This is a genomic window from Paenarthrobacter sp. CC6 (assembly GCF_040560085.1).
GTDB classification, from domain to species: Bacteria; Actinomycetota; Actinomycetes; order Actinomycetales; family Micrococcaceae; genus Arthrobacter; species Arthrobacter nicotinovorans.
The window spans coordinates 1-24,393 of the sequence record NZ_JARDAN010000009.1 but is presented as its reverse complement, the minus strand read 5'-3'; the positions used below and the strand labels follow the sequence as shown (position 1 = coordinate 24,393).

Genomic DNA, 24,393 nt, shown 5'->3' with positions numbered 1-24,393 from the left:
CCACTATGTTCTGGACCTCATACCTGCTTGCGGTCCTGGCATTGATTCTGGCGTGGCCGGTTCCCGTCCTGCTGTCGCGCGCACAGTGGCCGGCACGGTCGCCCTTCACCGCCATGGTGCTGTGGCAGGCCATAGCCCTTGCCGGTGGATTGTCGATGATCGGCGCCATGCTGGTCTACGGTCTGGAACCGATTGGCGACAACCTCCTTGCCGGCCTCAGGAGCCTGGCCGGAATGGTGTTCAATAATGAGCCCACCACTGCTTTGGGTTTCTGGCACCTTTTTGCCCTCTCCGCCGCCGCACTCCTGACCGCGCATCTCGTTTTCACCCTGTTGCTGACGTACTACAAGATCGAGCGCCAGCGTCGCCGGCACCGGGAACTTCTCGCGCTGCTGGCATCACCCTCCGACGACGGTCCCGGGACCGTCGTGATCAACCATGAGTCCCCGGTTGCTTACTGCCTGCCCGGCGGCGCCCGTTCGGTCACGGTCCTGTCCGATGGCCTCATGGCCGCACTCGATCCAGCCGAGCTGCGGGCCGTCCTCATCCATGAGAACGCCCATCTTTCCCAGCGGCACGATCTTTTGCTGTGGGCCTTCGCTGCCTGGCGCCAGGCCCTCCCCTGGTTTCCCACAACCCGCCTCGCCCAGACAGCCGTGAACTCCCTGATCGAGATGCTGGCGGACGACGTTGCGCTTCGGACCGAAAGCAAAGGGACGCTCATCAAGGCAATCGCCATCGTTGCCAGCGGCAGCTCGCAGCCGGCCGTCAGCGCCGCAGCACTGAAAGGTGGCGGCGCCGTCGTCGAAGGCAACGGCGTCAGCGCCACCGGAGGTGCCGATTCACCGCGCACGACGGCGTCACGCGTCAGTCGGCTGCTCTCGCCGCAGCCGCCCCTCACCAAGGGACTGAGGGTGCTGGTCCTTGCTGCCTCGGCGATGCTGCTGGCCGTTCCCACAGCGCTGTTGATTGTGCCCGGTCTGCTCGGTTAGCCGGCAGGGATGGGCTCCGCCCACAGTGCCAGCAGCGCAGCTTCCTAAGGACACCACAGCGCCTTGTTACATTTAGGGGCGTGAATCCGCCCGAAAAGACCGGCCCTGCGCGCAGGTCTCCCTACCAGCGGTGGCCCCTTTATGCTGCGGGCTTCACTACAGCTTTCGGGGCGCATGCTGTTGCCGCAGGTCTTGGCGCCGAAAGCCAGGACATCGGACTGAGCCTTCTCGGACTGGGTATTCTGCTCGCTTTGTATGACGTTGCCGAAGTCTTCCTCAAGCCTGTCTTCGGCGCACTGAGCGACCGCATCGGGCCCAAGCCGGTGATCGTGGGCGGGCTTCTGGCCTTCGCCGCCGCGTCTTTGGCGGGTCTTTGGGCTGAACAACCCGGCATGCTCGCCGCGGCCAGGCTCGGTCAAGGCGTGGCAGCATCGGCCTTTTCACCGGCTTCCTCCGCCAGTGTCGCCCGGCTCGCGGGCAACAATACCGGCCGCTATTTTGGGCGTTACGGCTCCTGGAAAGGCCTCGGCTACGCCCTGGGGCCGCTATTGGGCGCCTTTGCCATCCTGGCGGGCGGTTTCGGGCTCCTGTTCTCCGTCCTGTCCGGCGTAGCCCTTGTGGTGGCCGTATGGGTCCTCATCTCCATGCCGCGTTTGGAACCATTGCCCAGGACCCGGTACACCCTGGCGGACGTGTGGCGGCAGAGCACCGGGAAGACGTTCCTGGGCTCCACACTGGTGCTCGCAGCGGCCACAGGGGCGCTCGGGGCTGCTGTTGGCTTCCTTCCGGCCCTTGCCGCCAGGGACGGACTGGGCACTGCCGGGAGCGTCGCCGTCGTGACTGTCCTGGCCATTGTGTCCTCCGCAGTCCAGCCACGTATTGGCGCCCTGCGGGATCGCGGCATACTTACCGACAGGCCGGGGATGATCGCCGGACTGTCATGCATCGCCGTGGGGATCCTGATCGCGGCCACCTTGCCAGGGGCACTCTGGATCTACGCTGCGGCCTTGCTCATTGGAGTCGGGATTGGCGTGGCGACGCCGCTCGCGTTCGCCCATCTTGCAGATTCCACACCCAAGGCCAGGCTCGGCCGGACCATGGGCTCGGCCGAGCTCGGGCGGGAACTCGGCGACGCCGGGGGTCCGTTACTGGTAGGTGGTATCGCCGTTGCCGCAGGGCTGCCCTGGGGGCTGGGTGCGCTAGCAGTTCTGGTGGGAGCGGCAGCGTTCGCCGCGCCCGCCGCTGCCCCCAGCCACGCAGCGTCCGCCCGGGAGCCACGGTGATCCCCTGGTGGGGCTAAGCGTCGATACGCTCCCGGTCCAAGGTTGCTGCGCCGGCGATGATGAATTCCTTGCGTGGTGCCACATCCGAGCCCATCAGCAGGTCGAAGACTTCTTCCGCCCGCTGCGCACTGTCGATACCGACTTTCCGCAGGGTCCTGTGCCGGGGATCCATGGTGGTCTCCGCCAATTGCTGGGCGTCCATCTCGCCAAGGCCCTTGTAGCGCTGGATCGGTTCTTTATACCGTTTCCCTTCCTTGACCAGCTTCGCGAGGAGCACGTGAAGCTCGGCTTCGGAGTAGGTGTAGATCATCTCGTTGGCCTTCTGGCCCGGGTTGATGACTTCCACGCGGTGCAGCGGCGGGACTGCGGCGAACACCCGGCCGGCTTCGACCATGGGCCGCATGTACCGGAAGAACAGCGTCAGCAGCAGAGTACGTATGTGGGCACCGTCAACGTCGGCATCCGTCATGAGGATGACTTTGCCATAGCGCGCCGCATCAAGGTCGAAGCTTCGGCCGGAACCGGCGCCCACCACCTGGATCAGGGCAGCGCACTCAGCGTTGGACAGCATGTCTCCCACCGACGCCTTCTGGACGTTCAGGATCTTTCCACGAATCGGCAGCAGCGCCTGGAAATCCGAGGACCGCGCAAGCTTCGCTGTTCCGAGCGCGGAGTCACCCTCCACGATGAACAATTCCGACCGTGCCACATCATCCGTGCGGCAATCAGCCAGTTTGGTGGGCATCGACGAAGTCTCCAGCGCGTTTTTGCGGCGCTGGGTCTCCTTGTGGACGCGGGCTGAGATGCGCGATTTCATCTCGCTGACCATCTTCTCCAGCAGGAGGGCCGACTGTGCCTTGTCATTACGGTTGGCCGAGTACAAGCGTGCGGTGATTTCCTTTTCAACCACCTTGGCAACGATCGCCCGAACCGCTGAGGTTCCAAGAATCTCCTTGGTCTGCCCTTCGAACTGCGGCTCAGCCAGGCGAACAGTCAGGACGGCCGTCAAGCCGGCAAGAATGTCGTCCTTTTCGATCTTGTCGTTGCCCGCTTTGAGCTTGCGGGCATTGGTTTCAACGGCCTTACGGAAGGTCTTCAGGAGAGCAGCTTCAAAGCCCGACTGGTGCGTGCCACCCTTGGGCGTTGCAATGATGTTGACGTAACTGCGCATGGTGGTTTCATAGCCGATCCCCCAACGCAGTGCGATATCGACTTCGCAGTCACGTTCCACTTCGGCGATCTTGCTGTGCCCGTTCTCATCCAGCACAGGAACGGTTTCCTTGAATTTCCCGGATCCGTGAAGCCGCCACACATCGGTAACGCCGGAGTCGGCTGCCAGGAATTCAACGAATTCACTGATACCGCCGTCGTGGTGGAACACTTCCTCGTGGACCCCGTGCTCACCGGGGGTGCCGGCGAGCTTTCGTTCGTCGCGGACCGTGATCCGCAAGCCGGGCACGAGGAAGGACGTCTGGCGGGCGCGGGCCACCAGATCGTCGTAGGAGAACTTCGCGTCGGGGGTGAAAATCTGGCGGTCCGCCCAGTAGCGCACACGGGTTCCCGTGACGCCCCGCTTGGCCTTGCCCACAACGTCCAGTACCGAATTCTCAACGAATGGTTCGAACGGCGAATCAGGTCCGGTCTTGGAGCCGGCATCGAGGAAGCGGCCAGGTTCACCCCGGCGGAAGGACATCTGATAGGTCTTGCTGCCGCGGTCCACCTGGACATCGAGGCGGCTGGACAGTGCATTGACCACGGAAGCGCCCACGCCATGCAGGCCACCGGACGCCGTGTAGGAGCCGCCGCCGAATTTGCCGCCCGCATGCAGCTTGGTAAAGACGACTTCGACGCCGGACAGGCCGGTTTTGGGCTCGACGTCCACGGGAATGCCACGGCCGTCATCATGGATTTCCACTGAGTTGTCCGCGTGCAGGATCACCTTGATGTCGTGCCCAAAGCCGGCCAGGGCTTCGTCCACGGCGTTGTCGATGATTTCCCACAGGCAGTGCATGAGGCCACGTGAGTCGGTGGAGCCGATGTACATGCCCGGGCGCTTGCGGACCGCTTCCAGGCCCTCCAGGACAGACAAATGCCGGGCGTTGTATTCAGAACTCGGTGCCACGTGGGGGTGTGCTCCTTCGGGGGTATAACTCAGGGTGCTTCCCAGCCGTATATCGCTGGTATTTCGCTGGTAATTCAAGGCAAACACTGCCCATACTAGGCTAGCCGCCGCGGCCCTTAGGTACTGGTTGCCACTCCCGGCGTCCGATGATCCGCATCGTTACGTTACGCACATGTGATACGCGGACAGCGAAAGTGACCCATCCTTGCCATGGATCTGCGTCGAATGCTGGTTATATGGATGTACAGAACTACTAAGGAGGCCGACATGACAACAGCAGTTGCAGACCGCACACTGAACGCCGCTGACCGGTGCGATCGTTGCGGAGCCCAGGCGTATGTCCGCGTTGTACTCGAGTCCTCCGGTGGTGAGCTGCTCTTCTGCGGCCACCACGCACGTGCAGTTGAAGCCACGCTCCGGCCCATGACTTCCGACTGGCATGATGAGACCGAGCGCCTCAATGAGAAGGCACCCGTACCCGTCGACTAACGTACACGTCGACTGGACAATGCAACCGGCAAGAGTCCGGAACCACATCGAGCCAAAGGACCCCTCCCCACCGGGAGGGGTCCTTTTTGCTGTATCCGTCTGCTTCCACAGGGCGCTGCTTAATGCCGGTTCCGCCGTGGATTGATGTCCGGGCGGTCAACAAGAAAGCGGCCCAGCCGGATAACCGACTGGGCCGCTTTGGTGCTGACGCACTTGCTTGGAATTTTAGTCCAGGTAGTCCCGCAGGACCTGCGAGCGGGACGGGTGCCGCAGCTTGGACATGGTCTTGGATTCGATCTGGCGGATGCGCTCACGCGTCACTCCGTAGACCTTGCCGATTTCGTCTAAAGTCTTCGGCTGGCCATCAGTGAGGCCGAAGCGCATGGCGACCACGCCTGCTTCACGCTCTGACAAGGTGTCCAAAACTGAGTGCAACTGCTCCTGCAGGAGCGTGAAGCTCACTGCGTCAGCCGGAACAACTGCTTCGGAGTCCTCGATCAGGTCACCGAACTCGGAGTCGCCGTCCTCGCCCAACGGGGTGTGGAGCGAGATGGGTTCGCGACCGTACTTCTGGACCTCGACGACCTTTTCGGGTGTCATGTCCAGTTCCAGTGCCAGCTCCTCGGGCGTGGGCTCGCGGCCCAGGTCCTGAAGCATCTGGCGCTGAACGCGGGCCAGCTTGTTGATGACTTCGACCATGTGCACCGGAATACGAATGGTGCGGGCCTGGTCAGCCATGGCACGGGTAATTGCCTGGCGGATCCACCACGTGGCGTAAGTGGAGAACTTGAAGCCCTTGGTGTAGTCGAACTTCTCCACGGCGCGGATAAGGCCCAGGTTGCCTTCCTGGATCAGGTCCAGGAACAGCATGCCTCGTCCGGTGTAACGCTTCGCGAGCGATACAACCAGGCGAAGGTTGGCCTCGAGCAGGTGGTTCTTTGCACGCTTGCCATCGTGGATGACGAACTCGAGCTCGCGCTTGAGCTTGGGATCCATGGACCCGTCATCCGCGTTGATCTTTTCCTCAGCGAAGAGCCCGGCCTCGATGCGGAGGGCCAGATCGACTTCCTGTTCGGCGTTCAGCAAGGCCACCTTGCCGATTTGCTTCAGGTAGTCCTTGACGGGGTCTGCGGTTGCACCAGCTGACATGACCTGCTGTACAGGTGCGTCGTCATCATCGGCATCCGAGTAGACAAAGCCTGAGCCGGACGGGGCAGCCTTGTCTTTGGCGGCAGTCGCGCCGTCCTCGGTGTCGTCGTCTCCGACTTCGACTTCCTCCGCTGCTGCGGGGTCGAAGTCTTCGTCCTCGGCGCTGGGCTCCTCGGCGTCGGTGGCGGAGGAGCTGTTCGCTGCTTCGGCAGCGGCCTTCGCACCGGGCTTGGGTCCACGCTTCTTCGGGGCAGGCTTGTCAGAGTCGCCCTCTGAAGCCTTGTTGGCAGCACGTGTCGCAGCGCGCTTTGCCGATGTGGCCGCCTTCTTTTCCTCAGCGGACAATTCGGCCTGGGCGGCGGGTTCCTTCTCGACGGAAGACGGGGTCACAGAAAACCTTTCTAGCGGCGGTCTGTGGAATCACCATACGGGCAACACCACTATGACCCTGTCAAGTCCGCGATCAACTTCAAATGCGATCACCGCCTGCAGAGTCTTTGATTACAACTACCGGCGACACTGGATTGTTCCCGTCTCCGGGCCCATCCAGGCATTCAAACGCGGACCCAACCGGGTCTCGGCATCCATTGTCTCACGGTTTTGCGAAACGTACGCCTGTTGAGTGCCAAGGAAACTAGGCAGGTGCATTGCCCGGCCCCTTCCATGCGGAGTCGGGGCGGCGCGCCCACCCACACAGAACGCCCTCCCCCAGAATCTCCATGAGCAGCTCGGCCAAGCGGTAGCCTGGCTGGGCGTCTCCGGCCCGGCTCAGGCAGGCGTGTGCGAGGGAGCCGTTGCCCCTGCACCAGAAAATCCACCCTTGCAGGGTCAGCGCAGCGGCTGCCACTTCTCCCAGCTCGCCCTCGATGGTCAGTAGGGCAAGGGCCTGTTGCAGCACGTCGAGGTCGCTCCAGCAGGGCACCTCCGGATGCATGCCCAACAGGACATCGCCGTAGGTGTAAACGTCGGCGGGCTCCCCGGATCCTTCAGTACGGGCGGCCCCCGACTGGTTTTCGGTGGTTGGCCCGACATCGGGCACGCCCAGTTCCCGAGAATCAAAAGGTGGGCTGTCCAGCCCATCCTCGACGAAGAGTCCGAATTCTTCAGCGCCGGACTTTGCAGCATCCGTGCCGGCTGCGGCCATCACCACCACCGCGTCCCGCCACGCCGTCACTTTCAGCGTGGTCCTAAGAAATCCGATGAGCGTCGCATCAGCGGCCGGGTCCAGGGGAGCATTCCGGAGGGCCCTGGTCATGACGTACCGCCACACAGCAAGGACAGCATCGAAGCAGGCCTCGCTGCGCCAGCTGCCAAGTATCTGTTGACCGAATTGCACCTCCGCTTCCGATACCCGGGATCCGTGCGGGCCGGACAAGGCGAGTCCCAGCCCTTCAAAGCCTTTTCGTGGGGACGGTCCGATGGCATTCCCCTGGTACACCAATTCCGCACTGAGCCGGCTTTCCTTGATCCGTTCAACGGCGAACCCGGGAAGCGGGCAACAGCCTTCATCGACGCAGTAGGCTCCCCGCCAGTATTCGGCACCCACCAACCAAGCGTCACGCACTGAGAGATCGACGCAGTCGAGGCTGGCCCTGAGGGCATCGAGCAAGGGCGTCATCCGGCCAACCACTGAGCCGTCCTGCCAACCGCCATCGGTATACACGGCGAGGACCACGCCATTGGCAGCCTCATCGGCAATCAGATACTGGCGCACATGTTCAGCGAAACGGGCCATGGCTGCGTGGGAGGACAACACCGGCAGGTCTACCCGGAGGGTTGCGCCCAGGAGCTTTCCCTGCATCGTGATGGCCACGAGGCTGTCCTCGGGCCAATAACCCAGCATGTGGGGTATGTAGCCAAGGATGTCTTCGGGCTGGTGGATGTTAAGAGTTTTGTTGGTGGTCATGCCTCAAGCCTGCGCACCGGCGAAGACAAGGAACAGGCACAAACCCAGCTATGTGGAAAAGCCGTCAGGGTGCGGAGGCGGCTGCTGCGCGCCTTCTACTCCCCCGCCGCTCTAGTCCCCGCCGCCTTGGAGCGTGCCTCGCGCCGGCGCTCCAGGCGCTCACGCCGCTGCCTTGCGAGCGCGGTTGCCAATGGTGGGACGTGGATGCCCTGGCTTGCCATTTGGCGCCGGACTTTCCGCCGGGTGACCAGAATCAAGACGGTTCCGATCGCGAGCAGCAGGAACTGGACACTGAGGGCAATCCGGAACGGTGCGAGGCCGTACAACTCTCCGCCGGAGAATCCGCTGGCGTTCAGGAGGTCGAGCACCAGGCCAATGAGGTAGATGGCAATGAGGGCGGCGATGAAGCCGCCAACGTTGACGATTCCTGTTGCCGTGCCGATCCGGTGTGAAGGATTGAACGTCCGGGCGAAGTCAAAGCCGATCATGGAGCCCGGGCCACCGATGGCAAGCACCACGACCAAGAGAACCAGAAGCCAGAGTGGAGCCCGCTCAGGAAGAAGGAGCACGGCCGCCCACGCCATGGCCGTGGCGGTGGTGATCAAAAGGACCATTGCCGATCTGCGCATGGGGTGCCTGGAGACGAACCGTCCTAGTCCTGGTCCGGCAACGATGGCCGTTGCCACGAAGAGCGCCATCAGGGCGGACACCGTTCCGGCGTCCAGTCCCTGGGCTGAGAGCAGGAACGGGTATCCCCATGTCATCGCAAAGAGGTTGCCGCTGAACTGTACGGTGAAGTGGCTCCACAGGCCCAGCCTGGTCCCGGGCTGTTTCCAGGCGCTGGACAGGGAAACGCCCGTGGCCCGCAGGCCTTGGGCCGAAGCCTTGGCGGGGTGGCCTGGAGGGGCGTCCCGCAACAGGCAAAGGACCAGGACAACTGCCAGCACCGACATCGCAGCCAGTGTCAGGAACGCTGGCGTCCATCCGGCAGAATGCAGCAACAACGCGAACGGGACCACACTGAACAGCTGGCCCAGCTGGCCGCACATGCCAGTCAACTGGGTCACCAGGGGAACCCTTGCCGGGGCGAACCACAGGGGAACAAGGCGGATTACCGAGATGAACGTCATGGCATCGCCCGCCCCTACGAGAACGCGGCCCAGGACACCGCCGGGAATGCTCTCAGCGAAAGCAAGCTGGAGTTGTCCGGCGGCCATGAGGACAGCACCGCCGGCCACCATGACCCGCGACCCGAACCGGTCCACCAGTACGCCCACCGGAATCTGCAGCCCTGCATAGACCAACAACTGCAGGACGGTGAAGAAGGAGATGGCTGAGGCGCTGGCGTGGAACCGTTCAGTTGCCTCCAAACCTGCCACGCCGAAGGAAGTCCGCTGCGCTACAGCCACGAGGTAGGCGAAGATGCCTATGGTCCAAATAAGCCAGGCGCGGGGAGAAGTCACACCTCAATTATGCCGGTCAACGGATAAAGCTGATTTATTGAGGCGTGTCTTTACGTGCCAGGTACGCTTCCACAGCTGCTCCGATGTCCTCGGCGTTGGGCAGTTCGTCGTTCTCGTCGGCAAGCAGGGAGCGGCGGACGATTCCCTCGGATTTCTCGTCGTAGCGGGTCTCCAGGTTCGCCACCACCGCCTGCACTTCTTCGGAAGCTGCGATCTGCTCAGCGATCTGCCGGCCAACCTCCCGCCCCGCTTCGCGCAGGCGGTCAGTGGGGAGCATCAGGGACGTCGCCGCCCCGAGGTATTCCAAGCCCGCCACTGCCGCGGGAGGGTACTCGGCCTCGGACAGGTAGTGCGGCACGTGGATGACGTAGCCGGCGACGCTGCGTTCGGCCTCGGTGAGCCGAAGCTCAAGGATGTGGCCAATGGCTGCCGGCACCTCCACGGTGGGCTTCCAGCTGGAGATTCCTTCGATGAGCTCGGGCCTGTTGCCGTGCACCGTCACACCCACTGGCCGCGTGTGCGGCACAGGCATGGGGATTGAGTGGATCCACGTGACGAGGTTGACGTCCAGTTTCTCCACGATTCCGACCACGGCGCGGGCAAACCGCTCCCATTGCAGATCAGGTTCAAAACCGGCCAGCAGGAGGAAAGGCTGTCCCAGCCCGTCCGTCAGCTTGTACAGGCCGAGCTTGGGCGCCTGGTAATCCTGGAGGTGGTCCTCCACAAAGCTGATGTGGGGACGGCGCGAGCGGTAGTCGATGAGCTGGTCGGCGTCGAACATGGCCACGACCTCGGCATCGAGCTCGTCCAACAGTTCCGCATTGATTTGCCGGACTACATGACCGGCATCGGCAAACCCCGTGAAGCCCATGACCATGTCCAGACCGCGCAATTCGGGGCTGTGGAAGGTCTCGATGTTGCTCGCGTAGAGCGCTTCAGGGTCCAGGAGGGTGCCGGATATCCGTTCAAACACGGCGTATTCCTTTCACGGGGCAAGTTCGGTTCTGTGGTTCGGGATGGTCTGTATGGTTACAACGCTGCACGCGGAGCTGGCATTCCTGCCCCCGATGTGCGGCAGCTCTCATTTAATTGCTGTCAGCGGTCGCTGAGAGACTACGATCGAAACGGGCCGACGTCCTCCAGTGACGCCCGGCCTGAAGACCAAGGCCGCCGTCGCACGTGGACGTCGGGCGCGTACCGGGGCAGGCCGCCTAACATGCGGCCCCGCCATGCAATGCAGAGAGAAGTGAGGACACATCCTCGTGGTCAAGACTACTGACATCATCCTGGGCATCATTGCCAAGGACCTGAAAAAGTCCCCCAGCGACGCACTCGTGATCGGAGTTGCACAAGGCACGGATGGGCCGGTGCTGCTTCCCAATCCGCTCAGTGCCAAGTCTGCCGAGTCTGTGGCAGGCTCCCTGAAGCTCCTGGGGATCAGCGGCGCGGCCGACCAGGTGCACCGCCTTCCCGGACTGCCCGAAACGGGCGCCGGAGTTCTGGTCTTGGCGGGCGTGGGCAAACTTGCCAACGGCGGCAACCTCAGCGAAGAGGCTTTGCGCCGGGCCGCAGGATCGGCAGTGCGCCAGCTTGCAGGGCTGCCGTCGGTGACACTGGCTTTCCCGACGCCGGCACTCACGGATGTGGCAGCGGTCGCCGAAGGTGCCGCTTTGGGCGCCTATTCCTACACTGAGCACCGCTCCTCCACCGATGGCCTGAAGGCGCCGGTGGCCAAGGCACTGATCTTCTCTGACGTGGATGCAAAGACGGCCCAGCCTGCGCTCGATCGGGCAGTTGTCCTGGCAAGGGCAGTCAACGCCACCCGCACCTTGGTGAACCAACCGCCCAGCCACCTCTACCCTGAGTCGTTTGCCGAGTCCGCCAAGGAACTCGCCAAGGGCCTTCCGGTCAAGGTAACCGTCTGGGATGAGAAGCGCCTGGAGAAGGAGGGCTTTGGCGGCATCCTCGGCGTCGGCAAGGGCTCCACCCGCCAGCCGCGCCTGGTCAAGGTGGAATACGCTCCCGCCAAGGCCACCCGGAAGATTGCCCTCGTCGGAAAGGGCATCACCTTTGACACCGGTGGCATCTCCATCAAGCCCGCCCTCGGCATGGGCGACATGAAGAGCGACATGGCGGGCGCCGCCGTCGTCCTTAATACTGTCCTGGCGCTGGCTTCGCTGGGTCTGCCCATCAAGGCAACCGCCTGGCTCTGCATCGCAGAGAATATGCCGTCCGGTGCCGCAGCGCGGCCCGCCGATGTCTTCACCATCCACGGCGGCAAGACCGTGGAAGTACTGAACACCGACGCCGAGGGTCGCCTTGTGATGGCCGACGGACTCGTCGCCGCCAGCCTGGAGAAGCCGGATGTGATCATTGACGTCGCCACCCTGACGGGCGCGCAGCTGATCGCCCTGGGCCTGCGCACCGCTGGTGTGATGGGTTCGGATTCCGTCACGGCTGCACTCAAGTCCGCCGCCGACCGCGCAGGCGAACTGGTGTGGCCGATGCCGCTGCCGGAAGAACTCCGCCCAAGCCTGGACTCCCAGGTGGCAGACATCGCCAACATTGGTGAGCGCAACGGTGGCATGATGACCGCCGCGGTGTTCCTGCGCGAGTTCGTGGGCAAGGACGATTCCGGCGAGCAGATCCCGTGGGCCCACGTGGACATTGCCGGCCCCTCCTTCAACAACGGCAGCCCCTACGGCTACACACCCAAGCAGGGCACCGGATGCACCGTCCGCACCCTGGTTGCCTACGCCGAGGACCTTTTGGCGGTTTCCGCCTAGCGGCACACTCCCCGCTTCCTCCGGGGTTGCGTGGTCCGGGCGATGACCCGGCAGGGGCCACGCAACCCCGGAATTATGCGGCGTGTAGCGCTGTGTCACAAGTGAACGTGAGTCTCGACACAAGCGCTCCACAAACACCCGCAGAGGGTGGAGCATGGGTAGGTGGTTCGCTAAGGTGAACTCGATAGTCACAAATGCAAGAGAACTTAGGTGCTGGCATAATCACGGCAGAACAAGTTCCAAAGACCAGATGGCACGCAGTCCCGTGTCATCATTCACGCGAGGGAGCGTTTTAGTGGCCGATCAGGCAACTGCGCAAGAATTCGACATCCTGGTACTCGGTGGCGGCAGCGGCGGCTACGCCACTGCCCTGCGGGCCGTGCAGCTTGGGTTCACCGTTGGCCTTGTGGAAAAGGCAAAGCTCGGCGGAACCTGCCTGCACAATGGTTGCATCCCCACCAAGGCCCTCCTGCACTCGGCCGAACTGGCTGACCATGCACGCGATTCCGCCAAGTACGGCGTGAACGTCACGCTCGACAGCATCGACATGTCGGCCGTGAACGCCTACAAGGACGGCATCATCGCCGGCAAGTTCAAGGGCCTCCAGGGACTCATCAAGTCCAAGGGCATCACCGTTATCGAGGGTGAAGGCAAGCTCCAGGGCAACAACACCGTCGTAGTGAACGGCACGGCTTACACGGGCAAGAACATTGTCCTGGCCACCGGTTCCTACTCGCGGTCGCTCCCGGGCCTTGAAATCGGCGGCAAGGTCATCACCTCCGACCAGGCCCTCACCATGGACTACATCCCCAAGAGCGCCATCGTCCTCGGCGGCGGCGTCATCGGCGTCGAATTCGCTTCCGTGTGGAAGTCCTTCGGCGTGGACGTCACCATCATCGAAGGCCTCCCCTCCTTGGTCCCCAACGAGGACGCCTCGATCGTGAAGAACCTCGAGCGTGCGTTCAAGAAGCGCGGCATCAAGTTCACCACGGGCATCTTCTTCCAGGGCGTCGAGCAGAACGACGACGGCGTCAAGGTCACCTTGGTTGATGGCCAGACCTTCGAAGCAGACCTCCTGCTCGTTGCAGTAGGCCGCGGTCCCGTGACCGCCAACCTGGGCTACGAAGAAGCCGGCATCACCATCGACCGTGGCTTCGTCATCACCAACGAGCGCCTCCACACCGGTGTCGGCAACATCTACGCCGTGGGCGACATCGTCCCGGGAGTCCAGCTCGCACACCGTGGCTACCAGCAGGGCATCTTCGTTGCCGAGGAGATCGCCGGCTTGAACCCGGCCATCGTCGAAGACATAAACATCCCCAAGGTCACGTACTGCGAACCTGAAATCGCCACGGTCGGTTACACCGAAAAGGCCGCCAAGGAGAAGTTCGGCGACGACCAGGTGCAGACCCAGGAATACAACCTTGCCGGAAACGGCAAGAGCTCCATCCTCGGCACAGGCGGCATCGTCAAGCTTGTCCGCCAGAAGGATGGCCCCGTAGTTGGTATCCACATGATTGGTTCACGTATGGGTGAACAGATCGGTGAAGCCCAGCTGATCGTGAACTGGGAAGCCTACCCGGAGGACGTGGCCCAGCTGGTCCACGCCCACCCGACCCAGAACGAAGCTTTGGGCGAAGCCCACCTCGCCCTCGCGGGCAAGCCGCTCCACGGCTAAGTCTTTACCCAAGACAAACGGGTCGGGTGCATGCGGCGGAATCTGCCGGATGCACCCGGCCCGGACCAGCAGAATTCATCCGCACAAAGATCAATAAGGAGAACGGGGACGACATGTCTGAATCCGTTAACTTGCCCGCCCTCGGTGAGAGTGTCACCGAAGGAACCGTCACCCGCTGGCTCAAGCAGGTTGGTGACCGGGTGGAGATCGACGAGCCGCTGCTCGAGGTTTCAACCGACAAAGTAGACACCGAAATCCCTTCTCCGATCTCAGGCGTCATCGAAGAAATCCTCGTCGCTGAAGACGAGACGGCTGAAGTTGGCGCACCCTTGGTCCGCATCGGCGATGGCTCCGGCTCAGCTGCAGAGGCCGCACCTGCGGCACCGGCTGAGGAAGCACCTGCCGCTCCCGCGGAAGAGGCCGCACCGGTCGCCGCAGAAGCTCCCGCCGCAGAAGAAGCTCCGGCTGCGGAAGCACCCGCCGCTTCGTCCGGCGAAGGCCACGAAGTCACCCTCCCCGCGTTGGGCGAGAGCGTCACCGAAGGCACCGTCACCCGCTGGCTCAAGGCCGTCGGTGACACCGTTGAGGTCGACGAGCCCCTTCTTGAGGTATCCACCGACAAGGTCGACACGGAGATCCCCTCCCCCGTTGCCGGTACCCTCCAGGAGATCCGCGTCAACGAGGACGAGACTGCTGAAGTCGGTTCCGTCCTGGCAATCATCGGCTCGGGCGCAGCCGCCCCGGCCGCCGCTCCGGCTCCGGCCGCTCCTGCTGCCGCTCCGGCTCCGGCCGCCCCTGCTGCCGCTCCGGCTCCGGCCGCTCCTGCAGAAGCACCGGCAGCACCTGCCCCCGCTGCAGCAGCCCCGGCTCCCGCCGCCGCCCCGGCTCCCGCCGCCGCTCCGGCCGCCGCACCTGCTGCTCCTGCCGCCGAATCGGCTGGCTCCTCCGAATCCGGCTACGTCACTCCGTTGGTTCGCAAGCTTGCCAACCAGCACGGCGTTGACATTGCATCTGTCTCCGGCACCGGTGTTGGTGGACGTATCCGCAAGCAGGATGTGCTTGCCGCCGCGGAAGCCAGGCAGGCTGCCGCTGCACCGGCTGCCCCCGCTCCTGCCGCTGCGCCCGCAGCCAAGGCTGCTGCACCGGTCGTTGCGTCGTCGCTGCGCGGCACCACGGAGAAGGCTCCCCGCATCCGTCAGGTCATCGCCCGCCGCATGCGCGAGTCTCTTGAGGTCTCCACCCAGCTGACCCAGGTGCACGAGGTCGACATGACCAAGATCGCCAAGCTCCGCCTCAAGGCCAAGAACTCGTTCCAGGCCCAGAACGGCGTCAAGCTGACGTTCCTGCCGTTCATCGCCAAGGCTGTGGCCGAGGCACTGAAGCAGCACCCCAAGCTGAACGCTGCTTACGACGAGTCCAAGCAGGAAATCACCTACCACAACGCCGAACACCTGGCGATCGCCGTCGACACTGACAAGGGCCTTCTGGTTCCCGTCATCTCCGACGCCGGCAACCTGAACCTCGCCGGCCTTGCCGGGAAGATCGCTGATGTTGCAGGCCGCACCCGCGACGGCAAGATCGGCCCGGATGAGCTGTCCGGCGGTACGTTCAGCATCACCAACATCGGTTCTGTCGGCGCCCTGTTCGACACCCCGATCATCAACCAGCCGCAGGTAGGTATCCTCGGCACCGGTGCCATCGTCAAGCGCGCTGTTGTGGTTGCTGACGAAAACGGTGACGACTCGATCGCCATCCGCTCCATGATGTACCTGTCGCTGACGTACGACCACCGCCTGGTGGACGGCGCCGACGCCGGCCGGTTCCTGCAGACCCTCAAGGCACGCCTTGAAGAGGGCGCGTTCGAAGCAGACCTCGGTCTCTAAGTAGTTCCGTCTGCAGGTACTCCCGCAGATCCGGAAGGGGCAGGTTGCCGGGGAAACCCGGGGACCTGCCCCTTCCGCTTTTAACACCAGCGCGTGGCTTTGCTACAGGACGTAGAACCGACTGGATAAGCTAGGGCCATGAGTATTCTCTTCAACATTCTGGTGTTCTTGCACATCGTCGGCGCAGCCATGATCGTGGGCTACTGGATCGCCACCCTCAGGGAGCCAACCGTCCACCCGCGCCAGCGCGATGGTGCGTTCCTTCAGCTCCTGACCGGCATCGCCATGATGGGTGTGATCCCCTTCTTGCCGGACGCCGATCCCAACTACTTCAAGCTCGGCGTCAAGTTCGCCATTGCCGTGGCCGTGGCCGTGCTGGCGGTCATCGGCTCGCGCAAGGTCAAGAACGGTGAAGCTGTGTCTACCGGATTGGCTCACGGTGTGGGCGGGCTTGCCTTGGTGAACATAGCAATCGCCACTCTCTGGAACTAGCTCCCACGCCTGCATCCTGATGCAAGAGGCCGTCCCACCGTGCGCACAGCCCGGTGGGACGGCCTCCGCCGTTAAGTACGCTGCTACTCCTGGGCGATACAGAACTCGTTTCCCTCAGGATCATGCATGACGTCCCAGTGGAAATCCGCTACGTCGTGCCCCTCAATGAAAGTAGCGCCCAGGGACTCCGCCTTTCGCCGCAAGGCAGCGGCATCGGCGTCGTGAAGGTCCAGGTGAAGCCGGCGCCGTCCTTCGGTAGGTTCGTTGACCTGCTGGAACGCCAGTTGGGGAAAACCCGGTTCGGCTGGACGCAGCCAGATAAAACCTTCGTGCTCCGCTGAAACGGGTATGTCCAGCAGTTCAGACCAGAAAGCGGAGAGTCGGGCCGCATCCACTGCATTGACCATGATCGAGGCGATTCTTGGGCCTCGGCGTTGCACGCCGGTTACGTGTTCTTTTGTATCCATGGCGCCAGTTTAGGGGGTCACAATCCACCGACAGCGGAATGACCGTGCAGTCCTTGGACCGAATCCCTAGGATTGAAAGCGGTGGCACGCGGCGGAGGCCGGGTGCCGGAATATAACGACCCAAGGAGTGGACATGGCAGCAACACGCACCGCACACACGGTATGGAACGGCAACCTCATTGAGGGCGCTGGAAACACCACGCTGGACAGCTCCGGCCTGGGTACGTTCGATGTCACCTGGAAGGCCCGCACGGAGCAGTCCGGCGGCAAGACCAGCCCGGAAGAACTGATCGCTGCAGCCCACTCCGCGTGCTTCTCCATGGCCTTCAGCCACGCCTTGGCCGGTGAAGGATTCACCGCCGAGGAAGTCAACACCAAGGCCGACGTGACCTTCGTTCCGGGCACCGGCATCACCGGCAGCCACCTGACGATGACCGCCAAGGTTCCGGGTCTTTCCCAAGAGGATTTCCGCCGTATCTCCGAGGACGCGAAGACGGGTTGCCCCGTTTCGGGCGCGCTGGCCAGCATCGAAATCACCTTGGACGCAACACTCGCAGAGTAGCCACAGCAAGCGCGCATTGCAGAGGGGCCAGAACCCCCGCGCTTGATGCAAAAGAACCCCGTCACCAGCTGGTGACGGGGTTCTTTGTGCTTACCAGGCTCTCTACTTCCGGACCTGTGGCCGCGAAGGCAACGGCTCCGGCCGCAGCTTCCGGTAGCCTTCGCGCAGCGGGGGCCGGTCGGTAGGCAGCTCCTGGATCATTTCCTTGAGTGCACCGATACCGTACTCGAGCTGGGGATCCGTGCCGGCTGCGTACGCGTGCGGCGGAAAAAGTACTTCGATGTCAGGCTCAACGCCCCGGTTCTCAACGTCCCAGCCGATTCCGCCGCTGAACCAGGTGGCGTAGCGGGGCTGCGTGACGCCCGTACCGTCGGCCAGCGAGAAGCGGTTGTCGATTCCCACCACGCCACCCCAGGTCCGGGTCCCGATGACAGGCCCGATGCCCCTGAGTTTTGAGACCTGCGTGATGATGTCGCCATCGGAACCGGCAAATTCGTCGGTCAGGATGATGACAGGTCCGCGGGGTGCATGGTCCGGGTAGGTCCGGGGCTTCTCGCCGCGCGGCATGCTCCAGCCGGTCACCTTGCGTCCAATCAGCTCGGCGACCAGTTGCGAGGTGTGTCCACCGCGGTTGCGGCGAACGTCCACGATCAGTCCGTCGAGTGCCGTTTCGGTATCCAGGTCACGGTGGAGCTGGGCCCAGCCGTTGGCCATCATGTCGGGGACGTGGAGGTAACCGAACTTGCCATTGGAAGCTTCACGGACGGTCCTGCGGTTCGCACGCACCCAGTCCTGGTAGCGGAGCCGTTCCTCATCACGGATGGGAACCACTGCCACACGTCGCTGCGCGCCAGCGGAACCGCCGTGTCCGTCACCGTTCAGAAGCGTCAGCTCCACAGTCCGTCCTGCTGCGCCCACCAGCTGCATCGCCGGCGTCAAGGCTGCCGAAAGCCCGACGCCGTCAACAGCCAGGAGCACGTCGCCCACCTTCGCGTCCACACCGGGTCGCGTTAAGGGCGAGGTAGCCAACGGATCCGATGATTCCCCTGCGAGGATCCGGGTGATTTCCCAACCCTTGCTACTGAGCTGCAGCTCGGCACCCAGCCGCCCCTGGCCATTCCGCCCCGGTTCGTTGACGGCTGCCGGACGCACGTAGGCGTGCGAGGTTCCCAACTCGCCGTGGAGCTCCCACAGCAGGTCAACGAGGTCGTCATGGGAGCCGAGGCGGTCCACGATCGGCCGGTACCTCTTGTAGACGGAGTCCCAGTCCTGGCCTGCCATGTCCGCGGTCCAGAAGAAGTCGCGCTGCAACCTCCAGGCTTCATCGAATGCCTGTCCCCAGGCCGCGACCGGGTCGAGGGTCACGCGGATCCTGTTGAGCTCCACTTTCACGTGTTCTGCCGAATCCTCCTCCACCTTGCTATCGGCGGGCACCGAGGTGACGCTCTTGTCCAGGATGTAAACCACCCGACGCAGGTCACCGGATAGCCGGTAGCTGTCCACTGCAGGAACGATGGTGGTGGACTTGCGCTTGGCGAGGTCATAACGCACCAAGGATGGCGCAGACTTCTTATCCTGGGGCGTGCCTTTGCCCTCGCCGGTAACGCCTGAAAGTTCAGTGTCCAACCACAGCAGTGCGCCCTCGCCGACGGCGAGGTGGGAATAGTTACCCTGCGGAACCGGAACGGTGATGACCCTGTGGGCCAGTCCTTCGGCATCCACGCGCACGTCCGGGATGTCGCCGTCGTCGGACTTTCCGGCATCCAGCGGCGCATCCTCAAGCGTATCTACCGAGGGTCCGAACGGCGACGGCGTATCCGCCGCCAGCGCCACCATGTACGGCTTGATGGGGCTGGGGAAGGAGAGGTCGAAGGAGTGACCGTCGTAGACGGGGTCGAAACTCCGGTTGGACAGGAATGCCAGGAATTTGCCGTCCGGGGTGAACCTCGGCCATTCGTCGCAGAAGCGGCCGTCAGTGACATCAATGATGCCCGGGCTGGGCTCGCCTGGGCGGGCAATCCTCAACTTGCTGCGTGAGCCAAAGGACGTGACCGGTTCGGACCAGGCGAGCCACTGCGAGTCGCCCGACCACGCGAACTGCTCGATGCTGCCATCGCCCACACTGACGAGCTTGACCAGCTTCCCGGTCGACGTATCAGCGACGAAAACATCACCAAAGGAGGTCCCGACGGCGATCCAGCGGCCATCAGGGCTCGGCTCCAAAGCGCTGGTTCGAGTGGGCTGCGGAAAGTCGATGCGGAGCTGGGCGGCGCCCTCAGGCGAAGGAACTGCATCAGAGGTAGAGACGCCGGCGGCCGTATCGGGCGAGGGCGCGGCATTGGCAGGAGTGTCGGCGTTGGCGACGGAAAGCGTTACCGGTGCGGCTGCCTCCCCGGCCGCTTTCGGTTGTCCCAAAATGTTTGAGGCGGAAACCGGCTTCGGCAGGGAATCGTCTTCCTTCGCCGGCGCCGGCGCCTCAGCATCCTTGGATACCTCCACCGAGGCAGTCAGCCGTGCCGCAATGCGCTTGATGTAAAGCGCTTCGACTCCCCCGTGGTCCGCCACGTAGGCGATCCTGCCGTCGGTGAGCGGACGGGGCAGGCGTGCGCGGACACCGGGCGTGGCCTCCACCACCCGCGAGGGGCCGTCCTTGTGCCGAAGCCAGTGAATCGTACCGTGCGCTTCCACGGCGCTGGCCGTGCCTCCGGCATTCGGGAAGACATCGCCGAGGTGCGCGGAAGCCTTGAGGGGTGCGGGACGGCGCGCCGGTGAAGCTGAGCCGAGCGAGATCTCCAGCTTGGCCGGCTGCGCCTCAGCATCGAGGGAAGGAAGGACCCACAGCTCGCCGGCAGACTCGAAGACGACCCGCTGGCCGTCCGTGCTGGCGTGCCGGACATAGAAGTCTTCGTGATCCGTGTGCCGCAGCAACCCGGAGCCATCGGGAAGGACTGAATAGAGATTGCCGTAACCTTCGTGGTCCGACAGGAAAGCGATCCTGCCCTTGACCCACAGGGGGTCGGTGACGTTTCCATCAATCTCCGGAATCAGCCGTTCAAACTCACCGTTGCCGTCGGCATCGATCCACAGCTTGCCGGCAGTGCCGCCACGGTAACGCTTCCACCAGGCGGGTTCGCGGGAAAGAACGCTCGCCAGAACCACCGGCTTCTCGTCGCCGATCTCCGGCCCGAAAGCAACAGCCTCTACCGGACCAAAAGGAAGTTCGACGGCGGCGCCGCCGTCGAGCGGGAGGCTGTAGGCGTGCGTGTGGCGGCCTTCCGCCTGCTGGAAGGCACTGGTAACCACTACGTGGCCCGCCGGCGTGAATCCCTTGACTTTCGTGGTGCTGTGCCCGAAGTAGCTCAGCTGCCGGTACCCTCCGCCGTCGACGTTGGCCGTGACGACTTCCGGGGACGTTCCCACCACGACCGTCCACACCAACCGTTTTCCATCCGGGGTGAACCGCGGGTTCCTTGCTTGAAGCTGCTGGGAGGAGACCCGCCAGGCGCGGCCCCCTTGGAGCGGTGCGACCCAGACGTCGTCTTCGGCCACGAAAGTGACCAGATCGCCGTGCACATGCGGGAAACGGAGGTAGCTGGAGGAGGTCATTGTTCGATCATAGTCAAGAGGCACCTGCCCTCGGCGGCAACGACAGGCGTTTCCGCCAGACGTTGGCCTTATGGTGAGATGGGTCATGCGCATCGTGATGTCCGGAGCTTCAGGAATGATTGGAACCGCCCTGGCCGGGCAATTGGCCGCACAGGGCGATGAGGTTGTCCGGCTTGTGCGCCGGCCCGCCGACACGCCCGGTGAATTCACCTGGGACCCCGCCAAGGGCGAGCTGGACGAAGCAGTCCTGGATGGCGTGGATGCTGTGGTCAACCTCTCCGGCGCCGGCATCGGGGACCGGCCATGGACGAAGAAACGGATCGAAGTCCTCCGCGATTCCAGACTGCAAACCACGCACACGCTCACAGCGGCCATGGGGCGCCTTGCCAACCCGCCCGCTGCCTTCATCAGCCAATCCGCCTCCGGTTATTACGGAGCGGACAGTACAGGCGTCCTCCGCGAGGATTCGCCAGCCGGCGGCGGCGTGCTGGGCCCTCTCTGCGTCGAGTGGGAAGGCGCTGCCAGGACGGCACCGGCGGGCGTCCGGGTAGTGACTCCCCGAACGGGTGTTGTGTTGAGTTCCGCGGGCGGAGCGTTGGGGCCCCTGCTCCCCCTGTTGAAGCTTGGGCTCGGGGGTCCTTTCGGGAACGGACGCCAGTACTGGCCATGGATCACCCTGCAGGACGAGGCAGCTGCCCTCGCTTTCCTCCTGAGGTCCGGACTCGAAGGTCCGGTCAACGTTTGCGCCCCGGAAAGTGCTGACGTCAACACGATCGTGAAGGCGCTGGCGAAGGCGTATCACCGGCCGGCGTTTTGCCGGGTGCCCCGCCCTGCCCTGCGTCTTGTCCTGGGGAAGCTGGCGGATGAACTCGTGCTGGCCAACCAACGTATGGAGCCCTCCCGCCTGGCCGAAGCAGGCTTCCACTGGCAACACCCGTCCCTGGCCGAAGCCATGGAGTGGCTGCGTAGGGACACTGACCACTAAGCGCAGCAGGGTTCCCGGACGGCCGGCTGTGATGCGGTCATTTGCCCGGCCCGGCTACTTCCGTAAGCCACCAGCGTCCATCCGCACGGATCAAGGTCAGGCGAAGGGCTTGGGATGCGCCGGCTATTTGCGTCCGGACCACCGCGCCCGACGCATCACGTTCCTCATAAGCCGAGATCGTGGCCGTGACGTCTACCTGTACGCGGTCCACTTCCGGTGATGCGCCAACCGATGCTCCCGACAGTTCAGTAGTGAACCCCCCGAACGTCGTGCCGGACAGCCGCAGCTGTTCGCGAAGCCCGTGATCCGACTCCGCAGCCGGGGAACCCTGGGCATTGACCAGGTCCAGCAGTTGGAGCCGCCCTTCCCTCAGCGCGAAGTCACGAACAGCTGAGAGGGCACCCACAGCGACCTCTGGATCATCGGCTGTGAGGGCTCCGGCGAGCTCTTCCGGAAGATCATCCGCCTTTGCAGGCTCCATGGATGGACCGGGACCGGCAGACGGGCTGGCCGTTGGCTCAGCCTGGAAATTCCTTGGCTCGAGACCACCCCCTTGCCACAGGTTCCAAGCCATGACGCCGATCAGCGTGCCGCCCACCCCCACCAGAGCCACGCGGACAGCCAGGACGCTCCTGGAGGTACCGGGCCGTCGGGCTCCTGATTGTCCCTCCACCCGGGGCAACGGCAGGAGCCTGCGCATCCAGGAGTGCCCACGGCTTGCCCGGCGTGCCTGACGACCGTGCACTTCGCGCCGGGTGAGCAACTCAGGAATCACGGAATCATGCACCGCTCCGGACAGGTCAAGGGTCTCCGGGGCAGCACTCCTGAAGATAGCCGTGCCGAACTCCTTTGCCGTCGGCCGCATCTGCGGGTCCGGTGCCAACCCGGCCTCAAGGGCTGCGGCCAAGCCTTTCGGCACGTCAGGAACCAGCATTGACAATGGTGGCCTCACCTGGGGCGGCCCGGGTACGACGCCGGTCAGGCAGTACCAGCCGACTGCCGCCAAGGAGTACACGTCCCGTTGCGGCCGCAGCCCATGTTCTGAGGTCCCATGCGTGGATACCGGGCTGAACGGATCCTTGAATCCCGTGGTTCCGGCATCAAGGTTCTGATGCGTATCCCCCACCCTCACTGCAAGGCCCAGATCCGCCAGGACCGGCATGCCCACCGCTGTGAACAGGACGTTTCCCGGCGAAACGTCACCGTGCACAATGCCGTTGAGGTGCAAATAGTCCAACGCCTGTGCGATGGGCGTCAGCACCGTCACTGTTTCGCCAACGCTCAACCGTTTCCTCCCCGGCACCAGGTTCGCCAGCGATCCCCCTGCGGCGTAATCCATAACGATCCCGGCCGTCCCGCCGGAACCATCATCCGCTGGGAGGACCTCGTGGATGCGCACAAGATGTTGGTGCACCAGGTGCGACAGCAGCGTGACCTCGCGGGCGGCGCTCCCCAAGTCTTCAGCCTGCACTTCTCCACGCGGACATTTGACCGCCAACAGGGTCCGGTCGCTGAGCCGGTTGACGAGCCAGACGTCGGAGCTGCTGCCCTGACCCAGGAGTCGGGAAATTTCGTAGCCCGGAAGCAGGGGTGCCACGGCATTGGCGGTTTCCAGAGTTTCCATGGATCAGGTCTACCGGACCTTGCGATTCTCTGCAGAAGTTATCCACAGCCACGGCACTTTTGCCGTTGTCGCACTTGTCACGACAGCACGTGATGCGACTGAGAGCTTCACCACAAAACCATGGGCAATCCCCTGCTGGGTCTAAGCTTGAACGCATGACTCTTGAGTTTTCACAACTGGGTCTTGCCCCGGATTTCGTTGACTACGTACAGGGCTGGGACCTGCAGCGCGAGATCCACAACAAAGTTGTTGCGGGTGAGCAGAACAGCACCGTCCTGCTTCTGGAGCACGCCGCCGTTTACACTGCCGGCAAGCTCACGGAAGATCACGAGCGGCCCTTCGATGGAACCCCCGTTGTTCCCGTGGACCGTGGCGGCAAACTGACGTGGCACGGTCCCGGTCAGCTGATCGCTTACCCGATCCTCAAACTGAAAAACCGAGCCGGCATCCGCGACTACGTCGAGCGCCTCGAGGCCATCATGATCGCCGTCATGGTCGACTACGGAATCAAGGCCGTCACCGTCAAGGGCCGCGCGGGAGTATGGATCCTTGCCGACGACAAGGGACCGGACCGGAAGATAGCCGCAATCGGCATCCGCGTCCTGGAGGGTGTCACCATGCACGGCGTCGCCATCAACTGCAGCAATGACCTGGCACCCTACGACCAAATCATTGCCTGTGGAATCACTGACGCCAGCGTCACCACCATGACGCTGGAAACCGGCCGGACCATCAATCCCGCCGATATCGTTGACCGCTTCGTGGAAGAATTCCGCAAGCATGAAGAAGCACTCGTTTCCACCCCCGAAGGAGCACTCCAGTGACCTTGGCACCTGAAGGCCGTAAGTTGCTGCGCGTTGAGCAGCGTAATTCTGCGGTTCCGGTTGAACGTAAGCCTGAGTGGAT

At 63.6% G+C, this 24,393-nt stretch carries 18 protein-coding genes; 10 read left to right on the top strand and 8 right to left on the bottom strand.

Going from position 1 to position 24,393, the window contains the following annotated elements:
• The first annotated feature begins 5 nt into the window (after positions 1-5).
• Together PV760_RS10375 and PV760_RS10370 are read left to right on the top strand one after the other, a co-directional pair.
• Entirely contained in the window at positions 6-992 is a 987-nt protein-coding gene (locus PV760_RS10375; protein ID WP_039240773.1) for a M56 family metallopeptidase, read from the top strand.
• 80 nt (positions 993-1,072) lie between these two features.
• Complete coding sequence (locus PV760_RS10370) at positions 1,073-2,275, top strand: MFS transporter (RefSeq protein ID WP_354627684.1); 1,203 nt, start codon at positions 1,073-1,075, stop codon at positions 2,273-2,275.
• A gap of 13 nt (positions 2,276-2,288) precedes the next feature.
• Here PV760_RS10370 and PV760_RS10365 read toward each other — a convergent pair whose 3' ends face one another.
• On the bottom strand, positions 2,289-4,397 hold the full coding sequence (locus PV760_RS10365; RefSeq protein ID WP_354627683.1) for a DNA gyrase/topoisomerase IV subunit B: 2,109 nt from the start codon (positions 4,395-4,397) through the stop codon (positions 2,289-2,291).
• Positions 4,398-4,664: 267 nt separating this feature from the next.
• Here PV760_RS10365 and PV760_RS10360 point away from each other — a divergent pair, with 267 nt between their 5' ends.
• Positions 4,665-4,886: a DUF7455 domain-containing protein gene (locus PV760_RS10360; RefSeq protein ID WP_018778705.1), complete on the top strand. Its 222-nt coding sequence runs from the start codon at positions 4,665-4,667 to the stop codon at positions 4,884-4,886.
• Between the two features lie 225 nt (positions 4,887-5,111).
• Here the strand turns inward: PV760_RS10360 and PV760_RS10355 are convergent, their stop codons facing one another.
• The 4 genes from PV760_RS10355 to PV760_RS10340 form a co-directional block, all read right to left on the bottom strand.
• Entirely contained in the window at positions 5,112-6,425 is a 1,314-nt protein-coding gene (locus PV760_RS10355) for an RNA polymerase sigma factor (protein WP_018778706.1), read from the bottom strand.
• Between the two features lie 244 nt (positions 6,426-6,669).
• Complete coding sequence (locus PV760_RS10350; protein ID WP_354627682.1) at positions 6,670-7,941, bottom strand: DUF4192 domain-containing protein; 1,272 nt, start codon at positions 7,939-7,941, stop codon at positions 6,670-6,672.
• Positions 7,942-8,036: 95 nt separating this feature from the next.
• Positions 8,037-9,404 carry an MFS transporter gene (locus PV760_RS10345; protein ID WP_018778708.1) on the bottom strand — a complete coding sequence of 456 codons (1,368 nt, stop codon included), beginning with the start codon at positions 9,402-9,404 and terminating at the stop codon, positions 8,037-8,039.
• A 34-nt stretch (positions 9,405-9,438) separates the two neighbouring features.
• Positions 9,439-10,377, bottom strand: a complete 939-nt coding sequence (locus PV760_RS10340; RefSeq protein WP_018778709.1) for a proteasome assembly chaperone family protein — start codon at positions 10,375-10,377, stop codon at positions 9,439-9,441.
• A gap of 289 nt (positions 10,378-10,666) precedes the next feature.
• Here PV760_RS10340 and PV760_RS10335 point away from each other — a divergent pair, with 289 nt between their 5' ends.
• The 4 genes from PV760_RS10335 to PV760_RS10320 all read left to right on the top strand — a co-directional run bounded on the left by PV760_RS10335 (position 10,667) and on the right by PV760_RS10320 (position 16,243).
• Positions 10,667-12,190, top strand: a complete 1,524-nt coding sequence (locus PV760_RS10335; protein WP_354627681.1) for a leucyl aminopeptidase — start codon at positions 10,667-10,669, stop codon at positions 12,188-12,190.
• A gap of 295 nt (positions 12,191-12,485) precedes the next feature.
• Positions 12,486-13,868 (top strand): dihydrolipoyl dehydrogenase, encoded by a 1,383-nt coding sequence (gene lpdA, locus PV760_RS10330; protein ID WP_018778711.1) that lies wholly within the window; start codon positions 12,486-12,488, stop codon positions 13,866-13,868.
• Between the two features lie 113 nt (positions 13,869-13,981).
• Complete coding sequence (gene sucB, locus PV760_RS10325) at positions 13,982-15,751, top strand: 2-oxoglutarate dehydrogenase, E2 component, dihydrolipoamide succinyltransferase (protein ID WP_354627680.1); 1,770 nt, start codon at positions 13,982-13,984, stop codon at positions 15,749-15,751.
• Between the two features lie 138 nt (positions 15,752-15,889).
• Entirely contained in the window at positions 15,890-16,243 is a 354-nt protein-coding gene (locus PV760_RS10320; RefSeq protein ID WP_018778713.1) for a hypothetical protein, read from the top strand.
• 83 nt (positions 16,244-16,326) lie between these two features.
• Here PV760_RS10320 and PV760_RS10315 read toward each other — a convergent pair whose 3' ends face one another.
• Entirely contained in the window at positions 16,327-16,710 is a 384-nt protein-coding gene (locus PV760_RS10315; RefSeq protein ID WP_039240759.1) for a VOC family protein, read from the bottom strand.
• 133 nt (positions 16,711-16,843) lie between these two features.
• Between PV760_RS10315 and PV760_RS10310 the strand changes: the two genes are divergently transcribed.
• Positions 16,844-17,272 (top strand): OsmC family protein, encoded by a 429-nt coding sequence (locus PV760_RS10310; RefSeq protein WP_018778715.1) that lies wholly within the window; start codon positions 16,844-16,846, stop codon positions 17,270-17,272.
• A gap of 102 nt (positions 17,273-17,374) precedes the next feature.
• Here PV760_RS10310 and PV760_RS10305 read toward each other — a convergent pair whose 3' ends face one another.
• Positions 17,375-20,878, bottom strand: a complete 3,504-nt coding sequence (locus tag PV760_RS10305; RefSeq protein ID WP_354627679.1) for a S41 family peptidase — start codon at positions 20,876-20,878, stop codon at positions 17,375-17,377.
• Positions 20,879-20,963: 85 nt separating this feature from the next.
• On the opposite strand from PV760_RS10305, the gene PV760_RS10300 reads away from it, so the two are divergent.
• Entirely contained in the window at positions 20,964-21,863 is a 900-nt protein-coding gene (locus PV760_RS10300) for a TIGR01777 family oxidoreductase (RefSeq protein WP_354627678.1), read from the top strand.
• 37 nt (positions 21,864-21,900) lie between these two features.
• Here PV760_RS10300 and PV760_RS10295 read toward each other — a convergent pair whose 3' ends face one another.
• Entirely contained in the window at positions 21,901-23,487 is a 1,587-nt protein-coding gene (locus tag PV760_RS10295; RefSeq protein WP_354627677.1) for a serine/threonine protein kinase, read from the bottom strand.
• A gap of 155 nt (positions 23,488-23,642) precedes the next feature.
• On the opposite strand from PV760_RS10295, the gene lipB reads away from it, so the two are divergent.
• Positions 23,643-24,311 carry a lipoyl(octanoyl) transferase LipB gene (gene lipB, locus PV760_RS10290; RefSeq protein WP_018778719.1) on the top strand — a complete coding sequence of 223 codons (669 nt, stop codon included), beginning with the start codon at positions 23,643-23,645 and terminating at the stop codon, positions 24,309-24,311.
• The last annotated feature ends 82 nt before the right edge of the window (positions 24,312-24,393 follow it).